Annotated in this window: 17 protein-coding genes and 1 riboswitch; of the genes, 8 read left to right on the forward strand and 9 right to left on the reverse strand. The window is 74.0% G+C overall.

Features of this window, described 5'->3' with window-relative positions; genetic code table 11:
* Positions 1–776 precede the first annotated feature (776 nt).
* Positions 777–1,517: a hypothetical protein gene (locus ACFYPH_RS01285; RefSeq protein ID WP_387178084.1), complete on the forward strand. Its 741-nt coding sequence runs from the start codon at positions 777–779 to the stop codon at positions 1,515–1,517.
* A gap of 270 nt (positions 1,518–1,787) precedes the next feature.
* Positions 1,788–3,410, forward strand: a complete 1,623-nt coding sequence (gene groL, locus ACFYPH_RS01290; protein WP_354861457.1) for a chaperonin GroEL — start codon at positions 1,788–1,790, stop codon at positions 3,408–3,410.
* 58 nt (positions 3,411–3,468) lie between these two features.
* On the opposite strand, the gene ACFYPH_RS01295 is transcribed toward groL, so the two are convergent.
* From ACFYPH_RS01295 to ACFYPH_RS01305, 3 genes are all read right to left on the reverse strand, one after another.
* Positions 3,469–3,714: a hypothetical protein gene (locus ACFYPH_RS01295; RefSeq protein WP_354861458.1), complete on the reverse strand. Its 246-nt coding sequence runs from the start codon at positions 3,712–3,714 to the stop codon at positions 3,469–3,471.
* Positions 3,715–3,791: 77 nt separating this feature from the next.
* On the reverse strand, positions 3,792–4,727 hold the full coding sequence (locus ACFYPH_RS01300; RefSeq protein ID WP_354861460.1) for a GNAT family N-acetyltransferase: 936 nt from the start codon (positions 4,725–4,727) through the stop codon (positions 3,792–3,794).
* A gap of 49 nt (positions 4,728–4,776) precedes the next feature.
* Positions 4,777–7,494: a S8 family serine peptidase gene (locus ACFYPH_RS01305; protein WP_387178088.1), complete on the reverse strand. Its 2,718-nt coding sequence runs from the start codon at positions 7,492–7,494 to the stop codon at positions 4,777–4,779.
* A gap of 194 nt (positions 7,495–7,688) precedes the next feature.
* On the opposite strand from ACFYPH_RS01305, the gene ACFYPH_RS01310 reads away from it, so the two are divergent.
* Together ACFYPH_RS01310 and ACFYPH_RS01315 are read left to right on the forward strand one after the other, a co-directional pair.
* Positions 7,689–9,503, forward strand: coding sequence for a glycerol-3-phosphate dehydrogenase/oxidase (locus ACFYPH_RS01310; protein ID WP_355064575.1), 1,815 nt, complete (start codon positions 7,689–7,691; stop codon positions 9,501–9,503).
* Positions 9,504–9,592: 89 nt separating this feature from the next.
* Positions 9,593–10,129: a hypothetical protein gene (locus ACFYPH_RS01315; protein WP_354861463.1), complete on the forward strand. Its 537-nt coding sequence runs from the start codon at positions 9,593–9,595 to the stop codon at positions 10,127–10,129.
* 9 nt (positions 10,130–10,138) lie between these two features.
* Here the strand turns inward: ACFYPH_RS01315 and ACFYPH_RS01320 are convergent, their stop codons facing one another.
* Positions 10,139–11,539: an FAD-linked oxidase C-terminal domain-containing protein gene (locus ACFYPH_RS01320; RefSeq protein WP_354861465.1), complete on the reverse strand. Its 1,401-nt coding sequence runs from the start codon at positions 11,537–11,539 to the stop codon at positions 10,139–10,141.
* Between the two features lie 56 nt (positions 11,540–11,595).
* On the opposite strand from ACFYPH_RS01320, the gene ACFYPH_RS01325 reads away from it, so the two are divergent.
* Complete coding sequence (locus ACFYPH_RS01325) at positions 11,596–11,880, forward strand: DUF4031 domain-containing protein (protein WP_355064446.1); 285 nt, start codon at positions 11,596–11,598, stop codon at positions 11,878–11,880.
* Here ACFYPH_RS01325 and ACFYPH_RS01330 read toward each other — a convergent pair.
* Entirely contained in the window at positions 11,852–12,508 is a 657-nt protein-coding gene (locus ACFYPH_RS01330) for a metal-dependent phosphohydrolase (RefSeq protein ID WP_355135627.1), read from the reverse strand. The genes ACFYPH_RS01325 and ACFYPH_RS01330 overlap by 29 nt on opposite strands.
* Before the next feature lie 105 nt (positions 12,509–12,613).
* Here ACFYPH_RS01330 and ACFYPH_RS01335 point away from each other — a divergent pair, with 105 nt between their 5' ends.
* On the forward strand, positions 12,614–13,849 hold the full coding sequence (locus ACFYPH_RS01335; RefSeq protein ID WP_354861470.1) for an FUSC family protein: 1,236 nt from the start codon (positions 12,614–12,616) through the stop codon (positions 13,847–13,849).
* A gap of 44 nt (positions 13,850–13,893) precedes the next feature.
* Here ACFYPH_RS01335 and ACFYPH_RS01340 read toward each other — a convergent pair whose 3' ends face one another.
* Positions 13,894–15,129 (reverse strand): aminotransferase class V-fold PLP-dependent enzyme, encoded by a 1,236-nt coding sequence (locus tag ACFYPH_RS01340; RefSeq protein WP_387179303.1) that lies wholly within the window; start codon positions 15,127–15,129, stop codon positions 13,894–13,896.
* A 97-nt stretch (positions 15,130–15,226) separates the two neighbouring features.
* Positions 15,227–15,347, reverse strand: a riboswitch (SAM riboswitch).
* Between the two features lie 23 nt (positions 15,348–15,370).
* Between ACFYPH_RS01340 and ACFYPH_RS01345 the strand changes: the two genes are divergently transcribed.
* A complete protein-coding gene (locus ACFYPH_RS01345) occupies positions 15,371–16,849 on the forward strand; it encodes a PrsW family intramembrane metalloprotease (protein WP_354861471.1) in 1,479 nt (492 codons plus the stop codon).
* Positions 16,850–16,865: 16 nt separating this feature from the next.
* On the opposite strand, the gene ACFYPH_RS01350 is transcribed toward ACFYPH_RS01345, so the two are convergent.
* Positions 16,866–17,033 carry a hypothetical protein gene (locus ACFYPH_RS01350; RefSeq protein WP_354861473.1) on the reverse strand — a complete coding sequence of 56 codons (168 nt, stop codon included), beginning with the start codon at positions 17,031–17,033 and terminating at the stop codon, positions 16,866–16,868.
* A 92-nt stretch (positions 17,034–17,125) separates the two neighbouring features.
* Entirely contained in the window at positions 17,126–17,464 is a 339-nt protein-coding gene (locus ACFYPH_RS01355) for a co-chaperone GroES (RefSeq protein ID WP_354861475.1), read from the reverse strand.
* A 158-nt stretch (positions 17,465–17,622) separates the two neighbouring features.
* Between ACFYPH_RS01355 and ACFYPH_RS01360 the strand changes: the two genes are divergently transcribed.
* Entirely contained in the window at positions 17,623–18,921 is a 1,299-nt protein-coding gene (locus ACFYPH_RS01360) for an AI-2E family transporter (RefSeq protein WP_354861476.1), read from the forward strand.
* 120 nt (positions 18,922–19,041) lie between these two features.
* On the opposite strand, the gene ACFYPH_RS01365 is transcribed toward ACFYPH_RS01360, so the two are convergent.
* Complete coding sequence (locus ACFYPH_RS01365; RefSeq protein ID WP_387178096.1) at positions 19,042–21,246, reverse strand: ATP-dependent DNA helicase; 2,205 nt, start codon at positions 21,244–21,246, stop codon at positions 19,042–19,044.
* Positions 21,247–21,338 lie beyond the last annotated feature (92 nt).

A 21,338-nucleotide genomic window follows, 5' to 3' on the forward strand; every position in this document is an offset into this window, starting at 1 on the left:
CGACCTTTTCGCTCGCGGATCACCCCCGATCGGCTGGCGGGTCGGGGCTGCGGTGCGGACGCCCACCCGGGAAGATCGTGAGCCGTTCCAGCCGATGCTGAGGAGGGTTCATGACCGACCAGCCGCCCCCACCCACCACGCCCTCCGGGCCGGGTGAGCCGGGCCCGTCCGACCCCACCTCACCCATCTCCGGCGCGGCCCCGGGCACGCCACCGGCCTCCGGCGCAGACCCCGGGCCGCCACCCGGACACGACCCCGGCCCTGCGATGCCGCCCGGATACGGCCCCGGCCCTGCGATGCCGCCCGGATACGGCCCCGGCCCTGCGATGCCGCCCGGATACGGCCCCGGCCCTGCGATGCCACCCGGATACGGCCCCGGCCCTGCGATGCCGCCTGGATACGGGCCGCCACCCGGCCCGATCCCCCAGGGTTGGGGGCAGGCCGGTCCGGCGGGTACGCCGGATCCCACCGCGCAGGGCGGTTGGGGTCCACCGGCTGGGCCGCCGCCCGGTTGGGATCCCGCGCGGGGCGGTTGGGGTCCGGCCGGTGCGCCGCCGCAGGGCTGGGTCTTTCCGCCCACCGGCGGCTACCCGCCGGGGTCTGGTCCCTACGGTGGGCAGCCGTGGTATCCGGGGGCGCCGGTCAGCTGGTACCCGCCAGGTCACGGGTTCGATCCGAACGACGCCCTGGTCACTCCGCCCGGTGCCGGCATTGGGGCCTGGTTCGAGCGGTGCGGGGGCGCGCTGCGCCGAAGCTGGCGGCAGTTGGTGCCGATCATGCTGCTCACGCAGGTCTTGCCGGCGGCGGTGCTCTCGGTCATCTCGCTGGGTGTGGACCCGTCGCCCGGCTGGGAGGCGCAGGCCGAGATGGATCCGGCGGCCGGACTGCCGGACAACTTCGCCGCCACCCTGGCAACCCTCGTCGCCGTGCTGGTCGGCGGCAGCCTGCTGATCGGTCTGGTGCAGGCGGTGGGGTGGGCCGCCGGCAGTTGGGTGATCACCCAGCAGGCGACCGGCCGGCCCGCCAGCCTGGATGCGGCGCTGCGGTACGGCCTGCGCCGGGCGCTCGGCCTGTGGGGCTGGACGTTGCTGGTCAGCGTGCTCATCGGTATCGGCTTCTGCTTCTGCGTCCTGCCGGGCATCTATCTGGCGTTCGCGTTGAGCCTGGCCGGCCCGGTCTACCTGTTCGAGCGGCAGAACCCGATCGGCCGGTCGTTCGGGATGTTCCACGCCCGGCTCGGGCTGCTGCTCGGCCGGGTGGCCGTGGTGGGCGGGGCTGTGATCGTCGGCACCGTGGTTCCGGGCTTCCTGGAGTCGGTGGGCACCGGCGCGTTGGGCACGGACCCGTTCGCGTCCCCGGGCGCCGCGGTCGGGGTGGTGGCGGTGATCGGTGTCGCGGCGCTGCTGGCGCTGCCGGCCCACCTCGTCCAGTTGATCGGTCTGCTGGTCACGTACACCGAGCAGCGGGCCCATGAGGGGCCGGTGAACAGCGCCGGACTGGCGGCCGAACTCGGCTGAGCGGCGTCATCGTGCTTGCACTCGGCAGGTGAGAGTGCTAAACAAGTCATTGGCACTCGCGTACCGTGAGTGCCAACGGTCGGGACGGTGGGGCCAGGTCGCCCAGGCGTGGAGACGCCGGGGCGGCACATGGCCGGTCGTCGCGGGCTATCCGGCCCGGCCGGAGGACGTCGTCGTCGCCTGGTGGCGGCGTCCCAAGGTGCGTAAACCAGGCGGCCCATCCGGGACACACACTCGGGTGGCCGTGAGTGTCCAGGAGGACAACGCCGTATGGCAAAGATGATCGCGTTCGACGAAGAGGCGCGCCGCGGCCTCGAGCGGGGCATGAACCAGCTCGCTGACGCCGTAAAGGTGACCCTCGGCCCGAAGGGCCGCAACGTCGTGCTCGAGAAGAAGTGGGGTGCCCCCACCATCACCAACGATGGTGTGAGCATCGCCAAGGAGATCGAGCTCGAGGATCCGTACGAGAAGATCGGCGCCGAGCTGGTCAAGGAAGTCGCCAAGAAGACCGACGACGTCGCCGGTGACGGCACGACGACGGCGACCGTCCTGGCCCAGGCCCTGGTTCGCGAGGGCCTGCGCAACGTGGCCGCCGGCGCCAACCCGATGGCCCTGAAGCGGGGCATCGAGGCTGCGGTCGCGAGCGTCTCGGAGGAGCTGTCCAAGCTCGCCAAGGACGTCGAGACCAAGGAGCAGATCGCCTCCACCGCCTCCATCTCCGCTGGCGACAGCACCGTCGGCGAGATCATCGCCGAGGCGATGGACAAGGTCGGCAAGGAAGGCGTCATCACCGTCGAGGAGAGCAACACCTTCGGGCTGGAGCTGGAGCTCACCGAGGGTATGCGCTTCGACAAGGGCTACATCTCGGCCTACTTCATGACCGACCCGGAGCGCATGGAGGCCGTCTTCGACGACCCCTACCTCCTGATCGTCAACAGCAAGATCTCGTCGGTCAAGGACCTGCTTCCGATCCTGGAGAAGGTCATGCAGTCGGGCAAGTCGCTGCTGATCATCGCCGAGGACATCGAGGGCGAGGCCCTGGCCACCCTGGTCGTCAACAAGGTCCGGGGCACCTTCAAGTCCGTCGCCGTCAAGGCGCCGGGCTTCGGTGACCGCCGCAAGGCCATGCTCGCCGACATCGCCATCCTCACCGGTGGCCAGGTCATCAGCGAGGAAGTCGGCCTCAAGCTGGACGCCGTCGGCCTCGACATGCTGGGCCGCGCCCGCAAGGTCGTGGTGACCAAGGACGAGACCACCATCGTCGACGGTGCCGGCGACGCCGACCAGATCCAGGGTCGGGTCAACCAGATCCGGGCCGAGATCGACAAGAGCGACTCCGACTACGACCGCGAGAAGCTGCAGGAGCGGCTGGCCAAGCTGGCCGGTGGCGTTGCGGTGATCAAGGTCGGCGCGGCCACCGAGGTCGAGCTCAAGGAGCGCAAGCACCGCATCGAGGACGCCGTTCGCAACGCGAAGGCCGCCGTCGAGGAGGGCATCGTCCCGGGTGGTGGCGTCGCGCTGGTGCAGGCCGGCAAGACCGCCTTCGACAAGCTGGACCTGGTCGGCGACGAGGCGACCGGTGCCAACATCGTCAAGGTCGCGCTGGACGCCCCGCTGCGGCAGATCGCCGTCAACGCCGGCCTCGAGGGCGGCGTCGTGGTGGAGAAGGTCCGTAACCTCGAAGCGGGTCACGGCCTCAACGCCGCCAACGGCGAGTACGTCGACCTGCTGGCCGCGGGCATCATCGACCCGGCCAAGGTGACGCGCTCGGCGCTGCAGAACGCCGCTTCCATCGCGGCGCTCTTCCTCACCACCGAGGCCGTCGTCGCGGACAAGCCGGAGAAGAACCCGGCTGCCCCGGCGGGCCCGGGTGGCGGGGACATGGACTTCTGAGTCCAGTTCCGACACACCGAACGGGGCGGGCCGCTGACGCGGTCCGCCCCGTTCGTCGTCAGGTGGGCAGTGGGCGCTGGTTGCGGCGCTTCTGCGCCCGGTCGTACGGCGGGAGCAGCTGGATCGGCGCGTCCACCATCTCCTGCGGTTCCTCGGTCAGCCGCTCGCCGTCGGTGGTCATCTCGGCAAGTTGCTCGGCGTCGCCGTAGTCGAGCCGGTCGAACGGGAGTTGGCCGGGCAGTTCGCCGACCGGTTTCCAGGTGATCGGCGGGCCGTCCTCGGTCTGGTCGTCATCCGTGGTCATGGCTGCCTCCTCTACCGAAACGGTAGGGGGCGTCGATGGGTAATGCGGGCGAATGGACTCATGTCCCATTTGCCCTCTCACGTCACCGGTAGGGTCCGCCGGTACAGGAAGAAGACCCGCTCGATCCGGGCGCCCGCGCTGCCCGAGTAGAACGGCACCGGCCCCACCCAGCCAATCTGCGCCCGGTCCACCCCCGCCGCACGCTGGTCGCGCAGGCAGCGTCGCAGCAGCACCCCGCCGATGCCCGACCCCTCGGCGGCGGGCGCGGTGCCCATCGGCCCGAACCAGCTCGGCCGGGACGACCCGTAGGCGGCGAAACCCAGCACCTCGCCGGTCCGCTCCGCCAGGTGGCAGCCCGCCCCCGCGCGGCCCACCGACCCGGCCAGCTCGCCGTCCCAGGCGCCACCGAAGGTGGACCGGGCGAACGCGGCCAGCGCCGGCAGGTCCGCGGGCTCCGCCCGGCGTACCGTGATGCCCTGCCCAGCCAGCCGTTGCTCCGCGGCCTCCGTCGACCGCAGGGCCGGTGACTCGTCGTACGACAGGTCCGCCGTCATGTTCCAGGCGGTCCGGTCCTGGTGGTAGCCGAGCGCCAGGGCGGCGCACACCGCTGGCGTGTACCGCACGTCGATGCCCGGCCAGGCGTAGTACGGCGGGTTTCCGGCGAGCAGCACCTCGGTGACGCCGCGCTCGGCGAGTGCCTGTTCGGCCCGCGACAGCAGCGCGCGGCCCACCCCCCGGCGGCGCTGCCCGGGGAGCACAGCGACCAGGTCCACGTGCCCGATGCCCACCTCGGCCGGCGACACCGAGCAGAGCAGCACCCCGACCAGGTCGTTCCCCCGGTACGCGCCCAGCCCGACCACCGCACGGTCGGCAGCGGCCCGGGTCCACAGCACGTCCACGATGGCGGCCGCCTCGGCGGCGTCCTCGGGCAGGTCGAGCGCCTGCGCGCAGAACCGCGCCACGGTGGGCGCGAGGTCGGGGCTGAGTTCGGCGACGGTGATCTCGGCGTCCATGGTCGCCGACCCTAGATCACCTGCTGGCGGTGACCGGCCCCGCCCTCGTTCACCCCCGGGCGGCGCGAACCGCTGCGTACGCGTCGACCTGGCCGGCTCCGGTGACGTTCGCCGGGCCGCCGCAGGCGTCGGTGGGGTTGCCGGAACGGTACGTCGGCTCGGCCGGCGTCGCGGTGTCCCGCAGGATCTGCCGGGTCCTGGTCAGGTCCCCGACCAGCGCCGGGTTCGCCGACCACATGAGCGCGACCACTCCCGCCACCTGCGGGGTCGCCATCGACGTGCCGTCCAGCGCCGCGTACCCGCCGCCGGGCATGGCCGACACCACGCCCACCCCGGGCGCCAGCACGTCCGGTTTGCCCGTGCCGCCCGGCACCGGCCCGCGTGAGGAGAACTCGGCCACCCGCCGCTGCGCGTCCACCGCGCCCACGGTCAGCACGTTCGCGTACGGCGCGGGCGGATCGTCGATCGACGCGCACCACGGGCCGGTGTTGCCGGCCGCGGCGACCACGAAGATCCCGGCGGCGTCCAGCGCCGTGGTGGCCGGGAGCAGGGCCTCCCGGTCGCAGCCCTCGATCGCCGGGCAGCCCCACGAGTTGGTCAGCACCTGCGGGGCGCGCTCTGGCCGGCCGTCGGTGAACGGATCACCGCCGGCCGGGAAGGGCGCCAACATGAACTGGAGGCAGTCCAGGTAGTGCCCCGGGCTGCCCAGATTGCGGTCCAGGTTGACGCAGCCCACCCACTGCGCGTCCGGCGCCACCCCGATGCCGTCCCGCCCGACCGCGCTGCCCACCGTGTGGGTGCCGTGCCCGCCCTGGTCGTTCGGCGTCCGGGTGCCGTCCCACGGGTCGTACCAGGAGTCGTCCCCGCCACGGAACCCGGCCCGCAGCGCCGGATGGCCGCCGTCCACACCGGAGTCGGAGCTGCCGACCACGATTCCCCTGCCGGTCACCCCCAGCTGGGACCAGACGCGGTCCGCGCCGAGCTGACGGATGTTCCACTCCGGGCCGGTCGGCGCGGGCGCGGTGCCCCGGCTCTGCCCCGCCGGGGCCGGCAGCGGCCGCAGGCGCTGGCTGACCAGCACCCGAGCCACCTCGGGTCGCCGCGCGATCCAGGCCCGTACGGCCGGTCCGCCATCCACCTCGACCGCGTTGACCAGGTAGTACGGCACCGGGTCGAGTCGTAGCCGCCCCGCTGTGCGGCGCAGGTCGGCCTGGCTGCGGTCGGCGGTGGTCACCAGCCGCCGGTAGACCTCCGCCGCCCGGGCGTCCCGTCCGGCCTGCCCGGGGGCGCCGGCCGGGATGCCGCTCAGGTCGGCCTGCTCGCGCAGCACCACCAGCAGCCGCTCCCCGTACAGGCCGGGTTGGCCGGGCCCGACGTCGACGACACCCACGGTCACCAGCAGGACCGCCGCCGCCAGCGCGGCGACCCGGCGACTCGGGGTGCGTGCCGTCGGGCGGGCCAGCAGCACCGCGTACCCGATGGCGACCAGGACCGCGACGGCGAGGCCGGCGCCGGCGGCGGCCGCCACCCAGAACGGGACGTCCCGGGTGCCGATCAGCAGCAGGGTGATCTCTTCCGGGTCGGTGAAGGCCAGCGGGCCGAGCGCGGCCAGGCCCACCAGCCAGCCGGTCGCGGCCCGGCCGGCGCGTGCGGCGTCGGCCGGGTCGGCGGTGGGCCGCCGGGTCGCGGCCGGGTCGGCGGTCGGTCTCCAGGCCGCGGCATACAGCGCCGCCAGCGCGAAGCCCGTCGGCGGCAGCGTCAGCAGGGCGGGCAACTGCGCGCCGGACTGGCCCGTCCCGGCCGCGAGCAGCAGCAGCGCCACCCCGGCGACCAGGCCACCGACCAGCACCAGCCGTCCCGGCCGAGGCGGCCGGCCGACTGCGAACCGGGACCAGAAGGTGGCGTCCAACAGCGTCGCGGCCAGCACCCCGAGCGCGGCCGCCGCCAACAGCGCGAGCGTTGTCTCCAGGAGCCCGCCGAGCGCGCCCAGCCAGGCCCACGGCAGCAGCAGCGCCAACCCGGCGGCGACCGCGAGCAGCGGCACCGGCCCGGGCCGGCGCGATCCACGCTGCCCCCCGACCGGATCCGGGCCCCCGACGGCCGTCGACGCGGCGTCGACGCTCGACTCCGTGCTTCCGGCGGCCTGAGCGGGGGCGGCGTCGCCGTTCGGCGCCGCACCGCCGGTGCGGTCGCTGACCCCCGACGCGGTGGCGTCGCCGTTCGGCGTCGCACCGCCGGTGCGGTCCCTGGGCCACGACGCGGTGGCGTCGCTGTTCGGCGCCGCACCGCCGGTGCGGTCGCCGGCCCACGACGCGGTGGCGTCGGGAGCGGCGCCGACGTCCGAGCCGGACGATCGTCGCGCCGACCAGGCCACGGTGAGCGCGCTGAGCGATGCGACGGCGGCCAGCGCGGCGAGGTACGCCTCGTGGTGTACGGGCGGCACGATGCGCAGCAGCGTGAGCACGCCGAGGGTGAGCGCGGCGGCCAACCACACCCGCCCGGTGGCCCGGACCGTGGTCGAGCGGGGCAGCACGGCCAGCAGCAGGGCGGGCGTGCCCACCAGCACGACGGTGACCAGGCCGAGCACCGGCCAGAGCCAACCCAGCCGGTCCCGTCCGAAGCCGAGCAGCACCTGATCGGTGAGCCAGCCACCGGTCTGGGTGGCCACCGTGACCGCGACGATCCAGCAGCCGACGAACACGGCCGCGACCACCGGCCACGGGGAGCGGCGGTGGCCGAGCCCGGGATGCGCAGGTTGACCATGCATCCGGAAACCCTACGACCAGCCCGAGCAGTCTCGAATCGAAGAACCGCGCAGATCTTGGACAGTTTCCGTCAGCCGCTGACGGAAACTGTCCAAGGTCTGCGGGCGGTCGACGTGAATCGGAGGCGAGGCGGGGCGGGCGGCGAATGTTGACACGCTTCCGCGGCGGTTACGGTGGATGGGTGCGTGACCCCAACATCTCCCGATCCGTCGCCGGTCAGCTCTCGCCGGTCCGCCGTACGGCCGACCTGCGCCGACTCCGCGCCGAGCGCTTCGACGTGCTGGTCATCGGGGGTGGGGTGACCGGTGCGGGCGCCGCCCTGGACGCGGCGTCCCGAGGCCTGAAGGTGGCCCTGGTCGAGGCGCGCGATTTCGCCTCGGGCACGTCGAGCCGATCCAGCAAGCTCATCCACGGTGGGCTGCGCTATCTGGAGCAGTTGGAGTTCCACCTGGTCCACGAGGCGCTGACCGAGCGGGGCCTGCTGGCGACCCGGCTCGCACCGCACCTGGTCCGCCCGGTGCCGTTCCTGGTGCCGCTGCCGGCCGGCCGGGGCCTGCGGGACCTGCCCGCCCGGATCTTCCGCCGCTCGTACTACGGCGCGGGCGTGGCCACGTACGACGCCTTCGCCGGTCTCTTCGGCGGTGGTCGGGGCATGCCGCTGCACCGGCACCTGACCCGGGAGGGGGCCCGGCGGATCTTCCCGAGCCTGCGGGCCGACGCGCTGGCCGGGGCGATCCGCTACTACGACGGGCAGGTCGACGACGCCCGGCTGGTCGTCACCCTGGCCCGCACCGCGGCGAGCCTCGGCGCAACCGTGGTCAGCAGCACCCGTGCCGTCGGGCTGATCCGGCAGGCGCGGGAGGTCACCGGCGTACGGGTCCGTGACCTGGAGGCGCCGGCCGGGTCCCCGGACGCCGAGTTCGAGGTGCAGGCCCGCACGGTCATCGCCGCCACCGGTGTGTGGAGCGACGACATGTCCCGGATGCTCAACGACGTGGGCCTGCGGCCCGGCGTCCGGGTGCGCGCCTCGAAGGGGGTGCACCTGGTGGTGCCCCGCTCGGCGATCACCGGCGAGACGGGGCTCATCCTGCGGACGGCACGGTCGGTGCTCTTCGTCATCCCGTGGGGCGGGCACTGGATCATCGGCACCACGGACACCGACTGGCGCCTGGACAGATCCCACCCGGCGGCCTCGGCCAGCGACATCGACTATCTGTTGGAGCAGGTCAACACCGTGCTGGACCGGCCGTTGACCACCGCCGACATCGAGGGCGTCTACGCCGGGCTGCGGCCGTTGCTGGCCGGTGAGGCCGACTCCACGTCGAAGCTCTCCCGCGAGCACGCCGTGTTCGAGCCGATGCTCGGGCTGCTGCTGGTCGCCGGCGGCAAGTACACGACGTACCGGGTGATGGCGTCCGACGTGGTCGACCGGGCCGTACGCCGGTTGGGTGGCGCCCGCGCGTCGCGTACCGCCGACCTGCCGCTGCTCGGCGCGGACGGCTACCCGGCGATGTGGCGCGACCGGGCCGACCTGGCCCGCCGGCACGGCGTGCCGGTGGGCGTGGTGGAGCACCTGCTGGAGCGGTACGGCACCCTCACGCTCGACCTGCTGGCGCTGATCGACGTCGATCCGCTGCTGGCGTCCCCGCTGGCCGGTGCTCCCGAATACCTGGCGGCGGAGGTCGCCTACGCGGCGCGGGCCGAGGGCGCGCTGCACCTGGAGGACGTGCTGACCCGACGGACCCGGATCTCCTTCGAGACCAGCCACCGTGGCCTGGAGTCGGCCGAGCACACCGCCGAGCTGATGGGTGCGGTGCTCGGGTGGGACGCGGCGAGGAGCGCCCGCGAGGTCGAGCACTACCGCGCGCGGGTGGAGGCGGAGCGGCAGTCCCAACTGATGCCGGACGACGCCGGGGCGGACGCGGCCAGACTCGGCGTACCGGACGTACGGGGTTACGCGGCGGATCGGGGTGACGACGACCAGGCGGAGCTGCGCCCCACGCCACGATGACCGAAAAGTGACGTTACCGAGTGGTAACTATCGATACCGGCCCGGATGGTGGTTTCGAACGCTACCTACGGTGGGGTAGGTTTCCGCGCGTGCTGTACCGCGCGCGCCCCCGTCTCCTCACCCCGCTGCTTGCCCTGGTGCTCGCCGTCGCCCTGGCCGGGTGTTCGCTCTTCGGCCGCGATGACGCCGAGACGCCGGTCGCCCAACCGCCGGCCGGCTCGGCGGCCGGTGTGCCGGCACCCGAGATCCCGACGACGGTCGCCGCGGGCCAGGTCAGCCTGATCCAACGGCTCGGCGCCGACGCCCCGCTGCGCACGTTGAGCGTCGAGCGGGACGGCTCGTGGCAGTGCCTCGACTGTGCCGGCGACGGAGTCACCTCCCGGGGCAGGCTGGCCGCGGAGCAGACCGAACGCCTTCAGGTGCTGCTCGCCGACCCCCGGCTCGCCGAGGAGACCGACCAGGTCCGGCGGTACCGGACCACCTGTATCGACGCGCTGACGTCCAGCCTGCTCACCTCGTCCGGGCTGATCACCTCGCAGGACTGCCCGGGTGAGGAACGCCCGGCGGTGGCGGGGGAGATCCTGTTGCTGCTCACCCAGGCGACGCCCGCCGAAGTCAAGGGCTGAAGCAGCCCCTCAGAGCACCTTGCCCGGGTTGAGCAGGCCGGCCGGGTCCAGTGCCGCCTTGATGGCCTGGTGCACCCGGACGCCGACCGGGCCGATCTCGGCCGCCAGCCAGTCCCGCTTGAGCAGCCCCACCCCGTGCTCGCCGGTGCAGGTGCCGCCCAGGTCGAGACCGAGCCGCATGATCTCGTCGAACGCCCGCCGGCCCCGCTCAACGCTCGCCGGGTCGGCGCGGTCGACGACGATGTTCGGGTGCATGTTGCCGTCCCCGGCGTGCCCCACCACACCGATCGGCACGTCGCAGTCCGCCGCGATCCGGGCCACCCCGTCCAGCAGCGCGGCGAGCGCGCCCCGCGGCACCGCCACGTCGTCGATCACCAGGCCACCGCTGCCACCGGGGTGGGTGTCGGCGGCGAACTTCTCCATCGCCGGGTGGGCGAGGCGGCGAGCCTGCAACAACGCCGCCGCCTCCACCGCGTCGGTGGCCGCGTAGACCTCCTCGGCGCCGGCCGCTTCGCACACCTGCGCCAGGGCCGCCAGGTCGTCGCCCGCCCGGCTGCCGGTGTCGGCGGCGGCCAGCAACAGGGCCTGCGCGTCGGTCCGCAGCCCCATCGGCTGGTACGCCTCGATCGCCCGCAGGTGGGTCTGATCCAGCAGTTCCAGCATGCTGGGCGTGAGGCCCCGCGCGGCGATCTGGGCCACCGCCGTGCCGGCCGCCGCCGTGGAGCCGAAGACCGCCACCAGGGTCAGCGAGTCGGCCGGGGCCGGCCGCAGCGCCACGGTCACCTCGGTGATCACCCCGAGGGTGCCCTCCGAGCCGACGAAGAGCCGCGTCAGGTCGTAGCCGGCCACCCCCTTGGCGGTACGCCGCCCGGTGCGCAGCACCTCGCCGGAGGCGAGCACCACCTCCAGGCCGAGCACGTACTCGGTGGTCACGCCGTACTTCACGCAGCACATGCCGCCGGCGTTGGTGGCCACGTTGCCGCCGATCGTGGACGACTCCCAGGAGCCGGGGTCCGGCGGGTACCAGAGACCCTGCTTGGCGACCGCCGCGGCGAGCGCGGCGTTGACCACGCCGGGCTGGACCACCGCGATACGGCCCACCGGGTCGATCTCCCGGATCTCGTCCATCGCGACGGTGCTGATCACCACCGCACCGTCCACCGCGTTCGCCGCGCCGGCCAGCCCGGTCCGCGCGCCCTGCGGCACCACCGGTACGCCGTGCCGGGCCGCCGCCCGAATCACCGCCACCACCTGCTCGGTGCTGCGCGGGCGGGTCACCACGAGGGGGACGCCGGCGGCGCAGAGGTCGGCCTCGTCGCGCTGGTGCAGGCGTAGCAGGTCCGGGTCGGTGAGCACGGCGTTCTCGCCCAGAGCGGCGCGCAGGTCGTCGAGGAGTCCGGTGGGGGCCATGCCGCCGAGGCTAGGTCGCCGACCACCGATCATCAACGCGGGCTAGCTTGGGCACCATGCTCTACCTGGACCGGCCGGCCTGGCCGTGGCGCGGTCGACTCTGGTCGCACCTGATCAGCGACGTCTCCTACGCCGAGTTGCACGCCTTCGCCGAGGCGCTGGGCGCACCCCGGCGCGGCTTCGACCGGGACCACTACGACATTCCGGCCGACCGGTTCGCGGCGGCGGTGTGGCTCGGGGCCCGGGTGGTGCCGAGCCGGGAACTCGTCCGGTTGCTGCGCGACGCCGGACTGCGTCGCCCGAAGCACCTGGTCACGCCGGGATCGTCGGCGGCCCGGTGAGTGCGGCCAGTTCACGGCGCAGGTTGTCGTGGGCCGGCTGCTCCCACCGGTCGGCGAGCGGCGGCAGCCGGAACAGCGCGGGCAGCGCCAGCAGCCCGGTGAGCACGGTGGCCCGTCCAGCTCGGAAGGCCGACTCGGGCACGTGCGCGTACTCCCGCCTGATCGCCGCCGCGTAGCGGTCGTAGGCGGCCGGCGGCCCGGCCAGCACGGCGAGGTCCGCGTCGCAGAGCAGGGCGCCGTTCCGGTCGCGGGGTGCCACGGCGTGCCCGGCGGTGAGCAGGACCAGCCGGCGCACCTCGGCCACCGCGGGCGCCGGCACTCCGAGCCCGGTGAGCAGGTTCCCGGCCAGCGCGGCGCTGTCCCGTTCGTTGGTGTCGCCCGGGGCCCGCGGGTCGTAGACCGCGTCGTGGCACCAGGCGGCCAACCGGACCAGGTCGGGCCGGTCAGCCAGCGCGGCGTGCCGGTCCACGACATCGAGGACGACGCTCAGGTGCGCCACCGTGTGGTAGTGCCGGTGCGGCTCCCGCCACCGGGCGAGCAGCTCCTCCCCGGCCCGGGTGGAGCGCTCGTCGGGTCTCGCCCCGGCGTCGCGGGCCGCCGCCCGCCACCGGTCCAGCAGATCGGCCACCGCCCGAGTCTGCCGCATCCGCGCGCCGCAGGCGGGCGGGAGGATTCAGGGGGCCCGCCACGGGTAGTCGCGCCCATGGCGGTGGCCCGGGACAGAAGACCTCCGATGGTGCGGCGTACCCCGCTGCGTGAGGGCCTGGTGGACGTCGACGGGGCGCGCATCGCCGAGGCCACCGAGCAACTGCGGCACCGCGGCCGGGCCACCCTGCACGACCGGCTGCACCGGGTGCGGATGGCGGGTGGGCTGGCCGTCCAGGCCGGGTTGGCGGCCGGTCTGGCGTACCTCATCTCGCACAAGGTGCTCGGCAATCCGCAACCGGTCTTCGCGCCGATCTCCGCGGTCGGCACGCTTGCCGCGTCGGTCGGGCAGCGGTTCCGCCGGACCGTTGAGCTGATCGTCGGGGTGGGCGTCGGGGTGTTCGTCGGCGACCTCCTGATCTATTTCCTCGGCACCGGCGCGTGGCAGCTCGGCCTGGTGGTCACGGTGGCGATCCTGCTCACCATCTTCGCCGGGGCGAGCGTGGCCATCGTCATCCAGGCGGCGGCCACGGCGGTGCTGATCGTGACGTTGAGCCCGTCCACCCAGAACCTGGAGATCCCGCGCTTCGTCGACGCGTTTCTCGGCGGCGGCATCGCGTTGCTGGTGACGGCGGTCCTGTTGCCGCTGAACCCGCTCCGGGTGATCAACCGGGCGGCCCGCCCGGCGCTGGACCTGCTCGCCGCCCAGCTCGACGCCACCGCCGACGGGCTGCGCGACCGGGACCGGGCCGGCATCCAGCGGGCGCTGGAGCGGCTGCGCAACAACAAGGACGAGCTGGCCACCCTGGGCGAGGCGATCGAGGGCGCGAAGGAGACGGCCACCCTGTCGCCGGCCCGCTGGCACCGCCGCGGCGAGCTGATCCACTACGCGGAGGCGGCCGACCCGATCGACCGCGCGATGCGCAACAGCGGCACGCTGATCCGCCGGTCCGTCACCCTGATCGAGGACGACGAGCCGGTGCCGGACCCGATGCCGGACGCGATCCGCCACCTCGCCGAGTCGGTCCGGCTGCTCAAGCACGAGTTCGCGGCGGGCGAGGAGCCGCAGAAGGCACGGGAGCGCTCGCTGCGGGCCGTCAGCGAGGCCGGCCGGGCGTACGGGGCGGGAGTCGGCTTCTCCGGCAGTGTCGTGATCGCCCAGATCCGGACCACGGCGAGTGACCTGCTGGTGGCCTCCGGTGTCGAGCAGGAGGAGGCGAACCGGTGGATCCGGACGGCCTTCGGGGAGCAGGAACGGCCGGTCGGCGAACCGGCCGAGCCGGGCGAGGCGCCGAAGCCACCCACCGCCCCGCCCGTCGGCTGAGCGCGAGCAGCAGGCGCACGGTCCGGGCCTCAGCCCCGCTCAGCTCAGCTCAGCTCGGCGAGCGCGGCGAGCAGCCGGTCGACCTGGGCCGTGGTGCTGCCCAGACCGATGCTGGCGCGCAACGCGGTCGGCGGAAGATCCCGCCGGCCGGTACGCCCGGCGGCCTCGCCGAGCAGCCGCCGGGCCAGCGGGTGGGCGCAGAACAGCCCATCGCGTACGCCGATCCGGTGCTCGGTGGCCAGCCGGGCGGCCACCTCTGCGGAGTCCCAGCCGGCGACCACGAACGAGACGATGCCGACCCGGGGCGCGTCGGGGCCGAACGTGCGCAACTCCACCACGTGCGGCAGGGCGGCGAGGCCGGCGCGCAGCCGGGCCAGCAGCGCCTGCTCACGGGCGGCCAGCGCGACCCGGTCGGCGTCGGCCAGCGCCGCGCACACCGCCGCCAGCGCCACCGCGCCCAGCAGATTCGGGGTGCCGCCCTCGTGTCGGGCCGGGCCGTTCGCCCAGGTCACATCGTGGGTCGCTGGCCCGACGTGGCTGGTGGCACCGCCACCGGCCAGGTACGGCGCGGCGGCGTCCAGCCAGTCCGCCCGGCCGATGAGCACACCCGCGCCAAACGGGGCGTACAGCTTGTGGCCGGAGACGGCCAGGTAGTCCACGTCGAGCGTGTGCAGGTCGACCGGGGCGTGCGGCGCGAGCTGTGCGGCGTCGAGGACGATCCGGGCGTTGTGCCGGTGGGCCACCCGGGCCAGCTCGGCGACCGGCCACAGCTCCCCGGTCACGTTGCTCGCCCCGGTCACGGCGACCAGCACCGGCAGCGCGGGGTTGCTGTCGCGGCGCAGCTCGGTGAGGGCGGCGGCGAGAGCGCGTACCGCCCCGGCCGGGTCGGCGGGCACCGACAGGCGTACCGAGCCGCGGGGCCAGGGCAGCAGGTTGGCGTGGTGCTCGCCCGCGAAGGTGACGACTGTCGTGCCGGCGGGCAGCGCCCGGGCCAGCAGGTTGAGGGCGTCGGTGGTGTTCCGAGTGAAGATCACGTGGTCGTCGGCGCGGGCGCCGAAGAAGTCGCCGACCGTCTGCCGGGCCCGCTCGTAGGCCAGTGTGCAGCGCCGCGACAGCGCTCCCGCGCCGCGGTGCACGCTGGCGTACCAGGGAAGCAGTTCGGTCACCGCGTCGGCCGCGGCCCGCGCGCACGGCGCGGTGGCCGCGTAGTCGAGGTTGATCTCGCCGGGTACGCCGAGCACGTCGAGCGGCGCCAACGGGCTGGGCGCGACGGTGGGCAGGGCGGGCAGGGCGGGCAGGGCGGGCAGCGAGGGTACGAGGGTGACGGACACGCCGGAACCTCCGGGGTCAGGGACCCCGGGTGCGGTGTCGGGACGGGGTCCGCGCTTGCCCAGCACGCCGATCGGGCTGGGCCCGGTCATCACCCGGGGCACCCCACCGCGAACTCGACGAGGGTTGCCGGCCAGCAAGCCGGGGCTTCACGCTGGCGCTCGTGACCTGCCGGCAGCATAGCGGCTGTGGATGCGACCGGACCAGCCGGCGGGGGATGGCTACGCTGACCGCATGGCCGACACCCCGCCCGGTGCACCCCTGCCGTCGCCGCCCACGCCCGCCGATCCGGCTGTCGTCGCGGCGCCCCGGATGCCGCCGCGCCGACTGGTTTGGCTGCGGTTCCTGGTGCTGGCCGGGGTGGTGCTGTTCATCGCGGCGTGCGCGGTCTTCATGGTCATCACCCTCGGCCAGTCGCTGGGCCTCGACGCGCTGCTCATCGGGGTGGTCGCCGCGATCCTGCCGGTGCCGGTGCTGGTCGCCTGCTTCCTCTGGCTGGACCGGTACGAGCCGGAACCGCTGAAATATCTGATCTTCTGCTTCGCCTGGGGCGCGTTCGTCTCCACCGCCGCCTCCCTCAAGGTGAACGAGTTCGCCGCCGGGCGGTTCGCCGACTGGGGGCTGCCGGAGGCGCTGACCGGCGTGCTGGTGGCGCCGTTCATCGAGGAGCTGACCAAGGCCCTCGGTCCGATCCTGCTGCTGGTGTTCCGGCGTCGGGAGTGGTCCGGCATCACCGACGGCCTGGTCTACTGCGGGCTCTCCGCGGTCGGCTTCGCGATGGTGGAGAACATCCTCTACCTGGGCGGGTACGGCTATGCGGCCGGCGCCGACCGGTACGGCCCGGCGACCGGCACCCAGCAGGTGATCGCCATCTTCATCGTGCGGATCCTCCTGTTCGGGTTCGCCCATCCGCTCTTCACCTCGATGACAGGTGTCGGGCTCGGTGTCGCCTCGCGCACGGCCGACCGGCGGGTCCGCGTGCTCGCCCCCATCGCCGGCCTGCTGCTGGCGATGATGCTGCACGGCACGTGGAACCTGCTGCCGACGTTGACCCAGGCCACCGGCGAAGCGGTGATCATGCTGTACGGCTTCCTGGGCCTGATGGTGCCGGTGTTCTTCGGCACGGTCGGGCTGGCCGTGTGGCTGCGCGCCTGGGAGGGGCGGCTCACCGAGCGGACCCTGCCCGACTACGTGCGCGCCGGCTGGCTGAGCCCGCCCGAGGTGGCCGCCCTGAGCAGCCTGGGCCGCCGGCACGCGGCCCGCAGCTGGGCACGCCGGGTCGCCGGCGACGCCGGGGTGCGGGCGATGCGCGGGTACCAGCTCGCCGCGACGCGGCTGGCCCTGCTGCGCGACGGGACGCTTCGTGGTCTGGACCGTAAGCCCGCCGACCGGGAGCGGGCGGTTGCCGAGGAACGGCAACTGCTGGAGGCCATCACCGCGCACCGGTCGTTCTTCGTGGGGCGTGACCCGCAGGCGCCGGTGGGTGTCTGGGACGGCAGCCGCTACCACCTGCGCTTCCCGGACGGTACGCAGCGGCCGGTGGAAGCGCCCGACGAGCCGGTCGTGCCGATCCCGGTGGTGCTCGCCCCGCCGCCGCCCCCCATGGGCTACGCGCCGCCCGGTTGGCACGGCCTGCGCCCCCCGGCGCCGTGGCCGCCCGGTCACTCCTGACGGGCGCTGGCGGGGGTCAGGTCATCAGGGTGGTGAGGAAGTCACCGAGCCCCTGCGCCATCGCCATCAGCGCGGCTCCGATCCCCTTGAACATCTGCGCGGCCCCGTCCGGCCGGAACGCCATGAAGTAGATCAGGAACGCGACGCTGCCCCAGGCCAGCAGTTTCTTCACGAATACCGGCATCGTCCCTCCCCAGGGCCCACGGTCGCCGGCTGGCTTCCCACGCCACGGGCTGGCAAACGGCGCGGTGGCGCCCGCTGGCCAGGGGAGGTGCGTCAGAGATAGAGGCCGGTGGAGTCGTTCTCGACCCGCTCGGCGGCCACGGCGTGCACGTCGCGTTCCCGCAACAGCACGTACCCGCGGCCGTGCAGCTCGACCTCGGAACGCTCGTCCGGGTCGAAGAGCACCCGGTCGCCGGAGACGATGGCGCGGACGTTCGGCCCCACGCCGACGGCGGTGGCCCACGCGAGGCGCTTGCCGACAGCGGCGGTAGCCGGGATGACGATGCCAGCGGTCGAACGGCGCTCGCCCTCGCTGCCGTCCATCCGTACCAGCACGCGGTCGTGCAGCAGGCGGATCGGCAGGCCGGAGTCGAAATCCTGGTCGGCGGTCACGGGGCAGACGCTACCGTGTCGCGAGGGACCGGCCGCCGGTGGTTACGTCCCTGGCCGTCCGGGCATTGTGTGGCGGAACTGCCCTACGGTGTGGGGAACGGACGTATGCTGTCCGACCTGTCGCCGTGGGCGGACGACTCTTCTGCCAGGAGGTGCGCTTGAGCCGCTTCGAGCGGGTACGCGGGCGGCTGCGCCGCGCCTACCGGTCAGGACAGGAGTCGGTTCGCGCGGCTCAGGAGACGCCGAGCGACGCGCCGGAGACGGCCGGGGTGGCCTCGCCGGCCGTTCCCGGGCCCGCCGCTCCGGCGAAGGCCACGGTCGTCGGCGCGGAGCCTCCGGTGGACCTGCACAGCTCGACGTCCAGCCGGGACGACGCCGACGTGCCGCACGGGCTGCGAATCGCCGCCGCCTGGTGCTGGCGGCTGATCGTGATCGGCGTGGTGGCGTGGGCGCTGCTCCGGATCGTCGGCACGGTCCGGATCGTGATCATCCCGCTGGCCATCGCGTTGCTGCTCTCGGCGTTGCTCGCGCCGGCCGTGGGTTGGCTGCTGCGGGCCCGGTTGCCCCGTTCGCTGGCGACGGCCGTGGTGCTGGTCGGCGGTCTGGCGGGCGTCATCGGCACGCTGACCCTGGTGGTCAACGAGTTCATCCAGGGCGTACCGGAGCTGAGCGAGAAGTCCTCGCAGGGCGTCCGGCAGATCCAGAACTGGCTGAAGACCGGCCCGTTGCACCTGTCCGACACCCAGCTCGACCGCTACATCAACGAGGCGCAGGGCTGGATCAACGACAACACCTCGAAGTTCACCAGCGGCGCGCTGAGCACCGCGGCGACGCTGGCGGAGGTGCTGACCGGCACGCTGCTGGTGCTGTTCGCGACGTTCTTCTTCCTGCGTGACGGCAACAAGATCTGGCGTTTCCTCGTCCGGCTGCTGCCGGTGGCCGCCCGGTGGAAGGTCGACGACGCCGGCCGCGCCGCCTGGCAGACCCTCGTCGCGTACGTCCGCGCGACCGTGCTGGTCGCCTTCATCGACGCGGTCGGCATCGGCATCTTCCTGGTCATCTTCGATGTGCCGTTCGCCTTCCCGCTGGCGGCCCTGGTGTTCCTCGGCGCGTTCATCCCGATCGTCGGCGCGGCGCTCTCCGGTGGGGTGGCGGTGCTGGTGGCGCTTGTCGACAGCGGGCCGGTAACCGCGCTGATCATCCTGGGTGCGGTTATCGGTGTGCAGCAGGTGGAGGGCCACATCCTCCAGCCCCTCATCATGGGCCGGGCGGTGGCCATCCACCCGCTCGCGGTGATCATCGGGATCGCGGCCGGCGTGGTGCTCGCGGGCATCACCGGCGCGCTGGTCTCCGTGCCGCTGATTGCGGTGCTGAACACCGCCGTACGCCGACTGGCCGCCCGGACGGTCCCGGACACCCCACCCGACGCCGTCGTCGTCGCCGCGCAGGCCCCCTGACCGCACGAGCGGCGCGCCTCCCGCGCCGTGATCACGCACGATCGTTGATGTAGTGGCATCCCCGGCCGGGGATGCCACTACATCCTTGTTATTGCACGACCTTGGGCGCGGGGCGCGGGGTCAGGTGGTGGCGAGGCGTTGCAGGGCGCCGCGGGCTACCTCGGGGCGGGTCGTGTACCAGAACGGGGGCAGCGAGCGGCGCAGGAACGGCCCGTAGCCCCGCGCCGTCTCCAGGCGCGAGTCGAGCACCGCGACGACTCCCTTGTCGCCGGTGGCCCGGATCAGTCGGCCCACTCCCTGCGCCAGCCGGACGGCCGCGATCGGCACGCTGACCGCGGCGAAGCCGGAGCCGCCGCCCGCGTCCACGGCAGCGGCGCGGGCCGCCGCGAGGGGTTCGTCGGGCCGTGGGAAGGGCAGCCGGTCGATGACCACGAGCTGGCAGGCGTCGCCCGGCACGTCCACCCCCTGCCAGAGCGACATCACCCCGAACAGGCAGCTGGACCGCTCCTCGCGGAAACGGCGGACCAGCAGCGGCAGCGCCTCCTCGCCCTGCAACAACACCGGCAGGTCGGTCCGCGCGCGCAGCAGCTCCGCCGCCTGCGTCGCGGCCCGCCGCGAGGAGAAGAGCCCGAGAGTACGACCACCGAGCGCCTCGACGAGCCCGAGCAGCTCCTCCCCGGCCGCGTCGGGCAGCCCGGAGACGCTGGGCCGGGGCAGGTGCGCGGCGACGTACAGGATGCCCTGCCGGGCGTAGTCGAACGGCGAGCCCACGTCCAGGGAGCGCCAACCCGGCCCCTCGGTCGCCGGCACGACGGACCCCGGGTTGGTGTCGCCCGTGAGCCGACGGCCGGGCGCCTCGGCGACCGGGCGGCCCGGGGCGGTGCGGGCGGCCTGCGCGGCAGCGGCCGGGGACGGTGGTGCGGGTGGCGGCGCGTCCAGGCCGAGGGCGCGGGCCACCGTGTCGAACCGGCCGCCGAGCGCCAGGGTGGCCGAGGTGGCCACGACGGTGCGTTCGTCGTACAGGTGGGTGGCGAGGGTGCCGGCCACCGACAGGGGTGCGACCACGAGGGCCCGTCGGCTGCCGCTGTCGTTCTTCTCCACCCAGGCCACGTCGTGGTCGGCCTCTTCGAGGAGCCGCTGGGCGGTGGTGGAGAGGTCGTCCAGGGCGGCCTTGGCCTGCTGCTTGCGGACCGGGTCGGGATCATCTGACTTGATCTCGCCGATCGCGTCCAGGGCGGCGCGGGTGGCCGCGTCGAGCAGCGTGCACGCCTCGCGCAGTGGCGTCGGCAGGCCGGCGGTGAGTCGACCGGCCGGGGCCTCGGCCAGCCCGACGGCGAGGGCGTCACCGGCGGCGGTGAGCGCGTCGGCGGTCTCCGGCCGCAGCAGCGTACGGGCCCGCCGGGTGGTCCGGTCGATCAGCTCCGGCACCAGCTCGGCCTGGGCGGCCGAGGAGACCCGGTCGGCCAGCTCGTGTGCCTCGTCGACGATGAGCAGCTTGTGCGGCGGGACGATGTGCCGGTCGGCCAGCATGTCGACCGCCAGGAGGCTGTGGTTGGTCACCACGATGTCGGCCTCGCGAGCGCGGGCCCGGGACGCCTCGGCGAAGCACTCCGCGCCGAACGGGCAGCGGGCCGCGCCGACGCACTCCCGCGACGGCATCGAGACCAGCCGCCAGGCCTGGTCGTCGACGCCCGGGTCCAGCTCGTCGCGGTCGCCGGTGTCGGTCTTCTCGGCCCAGTCGCGCAGCCGCTCGATCTGCTTGCCCAGCCGGCCCGCCTCGCCGAGCCACTTCGTGCCGCCGCCGGGGCGGGCGGCCGGGGCGTCGAAGAGGGTGTCCTCCGGCTCGTCCTCGGTGGAGTTGTCCAGCCGCGCCAGGCAGAGGTAGTGGTGCCGGCCCTTGAGCACCGCGAACGTGGGCCGGCGGCCGAGCAGCGGCTCGACGGCGTCGGCCAGCCGGGGCAGGTCGTGGTCGACGAGCTGGGACTGCAACGCCAGGGTGGCCGTGGAGACCACCACCGGGCCGTCCACGGTGAGAGCCGGCGCGAGGTACGCCAGCGACTTGCCGGTGCCGGTGCCCGCCTGCACGAGCAGGTGCTCGCCGCTGGTCACGCACTCCTCGATGGCGGTCGTCATCTGCTGCTGGCCGGGCCGCGCCGTGCCGCCGGGGACCGCGCCGACCGCGGCCGCGAGCAGCTCCGTGCCGCTGGGCCGGGCACCCCGCCGCCGGCTTCCACCGCGGGCCGACGGGGTGGCGGAACCGGTGGCGGTGCGGGGCGGAGTCACCGTGCGACGGTACCCGCCGCCGCCGACAGCGTCCGTGCCCATCCGCCCGCGTGGCGCGGACCACCCATCGACCTCGCTGGTCCACCCCGTCCGGTTACGGCCGTGCTACGACGCGTGGGCAGTATCGGTTAGGG

The sequence above is a fragment of the Micromonospora sp. NPDC005252 genome, from assembly GCF_042872475.1.
In the GTDB taxonomy this organism is placed as follows: Bacteria; Actinomycetota; Actinomycetes; order Mycobacteriales; family Micromonosporaceae; genus Micromonospora.

What these genes read in the sequence shown, in the direction of transcription:
- ACFYPH_RS01285 (WP_387178084.1), top strand. Translation starts at nt 777, where the DNA reads ATGCTGCTCACGCAGGTCTTGCCGGCGGCGGTGCTCTCGGTCATCTCG.
- groL (WP_354861457.1), top strand. Translation starts at nt 1,788, where the DNA reads ATGGCAAAGATGATCGCGTTCGACGAAGAGGCGCGCCGCGGCCTCGAG.
- ACFYPH_RS01295 (WP_354861458.1), bottom strand. Translation starts at nt 3,714, where the DNA reads ATGACCACGGATGACGACCAGACCGAGGACGGCCCGCCGATCACCTGG.
- ACFYPH_RS01300 (WP_354861460.1), bottom strand. Translation starts at nt 4,727, where the DNA reads ATGGACGCCGAGATCACCGTCGCCGAACTCAGCCCCGACCTCGCGCCC.
- ACFYPH_RS01305 (WP_387178088.1), bottom strand. Translation starts at nt 7,494, where the DNA reads ATGCATGGTCAACCTGCGCATCCCGGGCTCGGCCACCGCCGCTCCCCG.
- ACFYPH_RS01320 (WP_354861465.1), bottom strand. Translation starts at nt 11,539, where the DNA reads ATGGCCCCCACCGGACTCCTCGACGACCTGCGCGCCGCTCTGGGCGAG.
- ACFYPH_RS01325 (WP_355064446.1), top strand. Translation starts at nt 11,596, where the DNA reads ATGCTCTACCTGGACCGGCCGGCCTGGCCGTGGCGCGGTCGACTCTGG.
- ACFYPH_RS01335 (WP_354861470.1), top strand. Translation starts at nt 12,614, where the DNA reads ATGGTGCGGCGTACCCCGCTGCGTGAGGGCCTGGTGGACGTCGACGGG.
- ACFYPH_RS01345 (WP_354861471.1), top strand. Translation starts at nt 15,371, where the DNA reads ATGCGACCGGACCAGCCGGCGGGGGATGGCTACGCTGACCGCATGGCC.
- ACFYPH_RS01350 (WP_354861473.1), bottom strand. Translation starts at nt 17,033, where the DNA reads ATGCCGGTATTCGTGAAGAAACTGCTGGCCTGGGGCAGCGTCGCGTTC.
- ACFYPH_RS01365 (WP_387178096.1), bottom strand. Translation starts at nt 21,246, where the DNA reads ATGGGCACGGACGCTGTCGGCGGCGGCGGGTACCGTCGCACGGTGACT.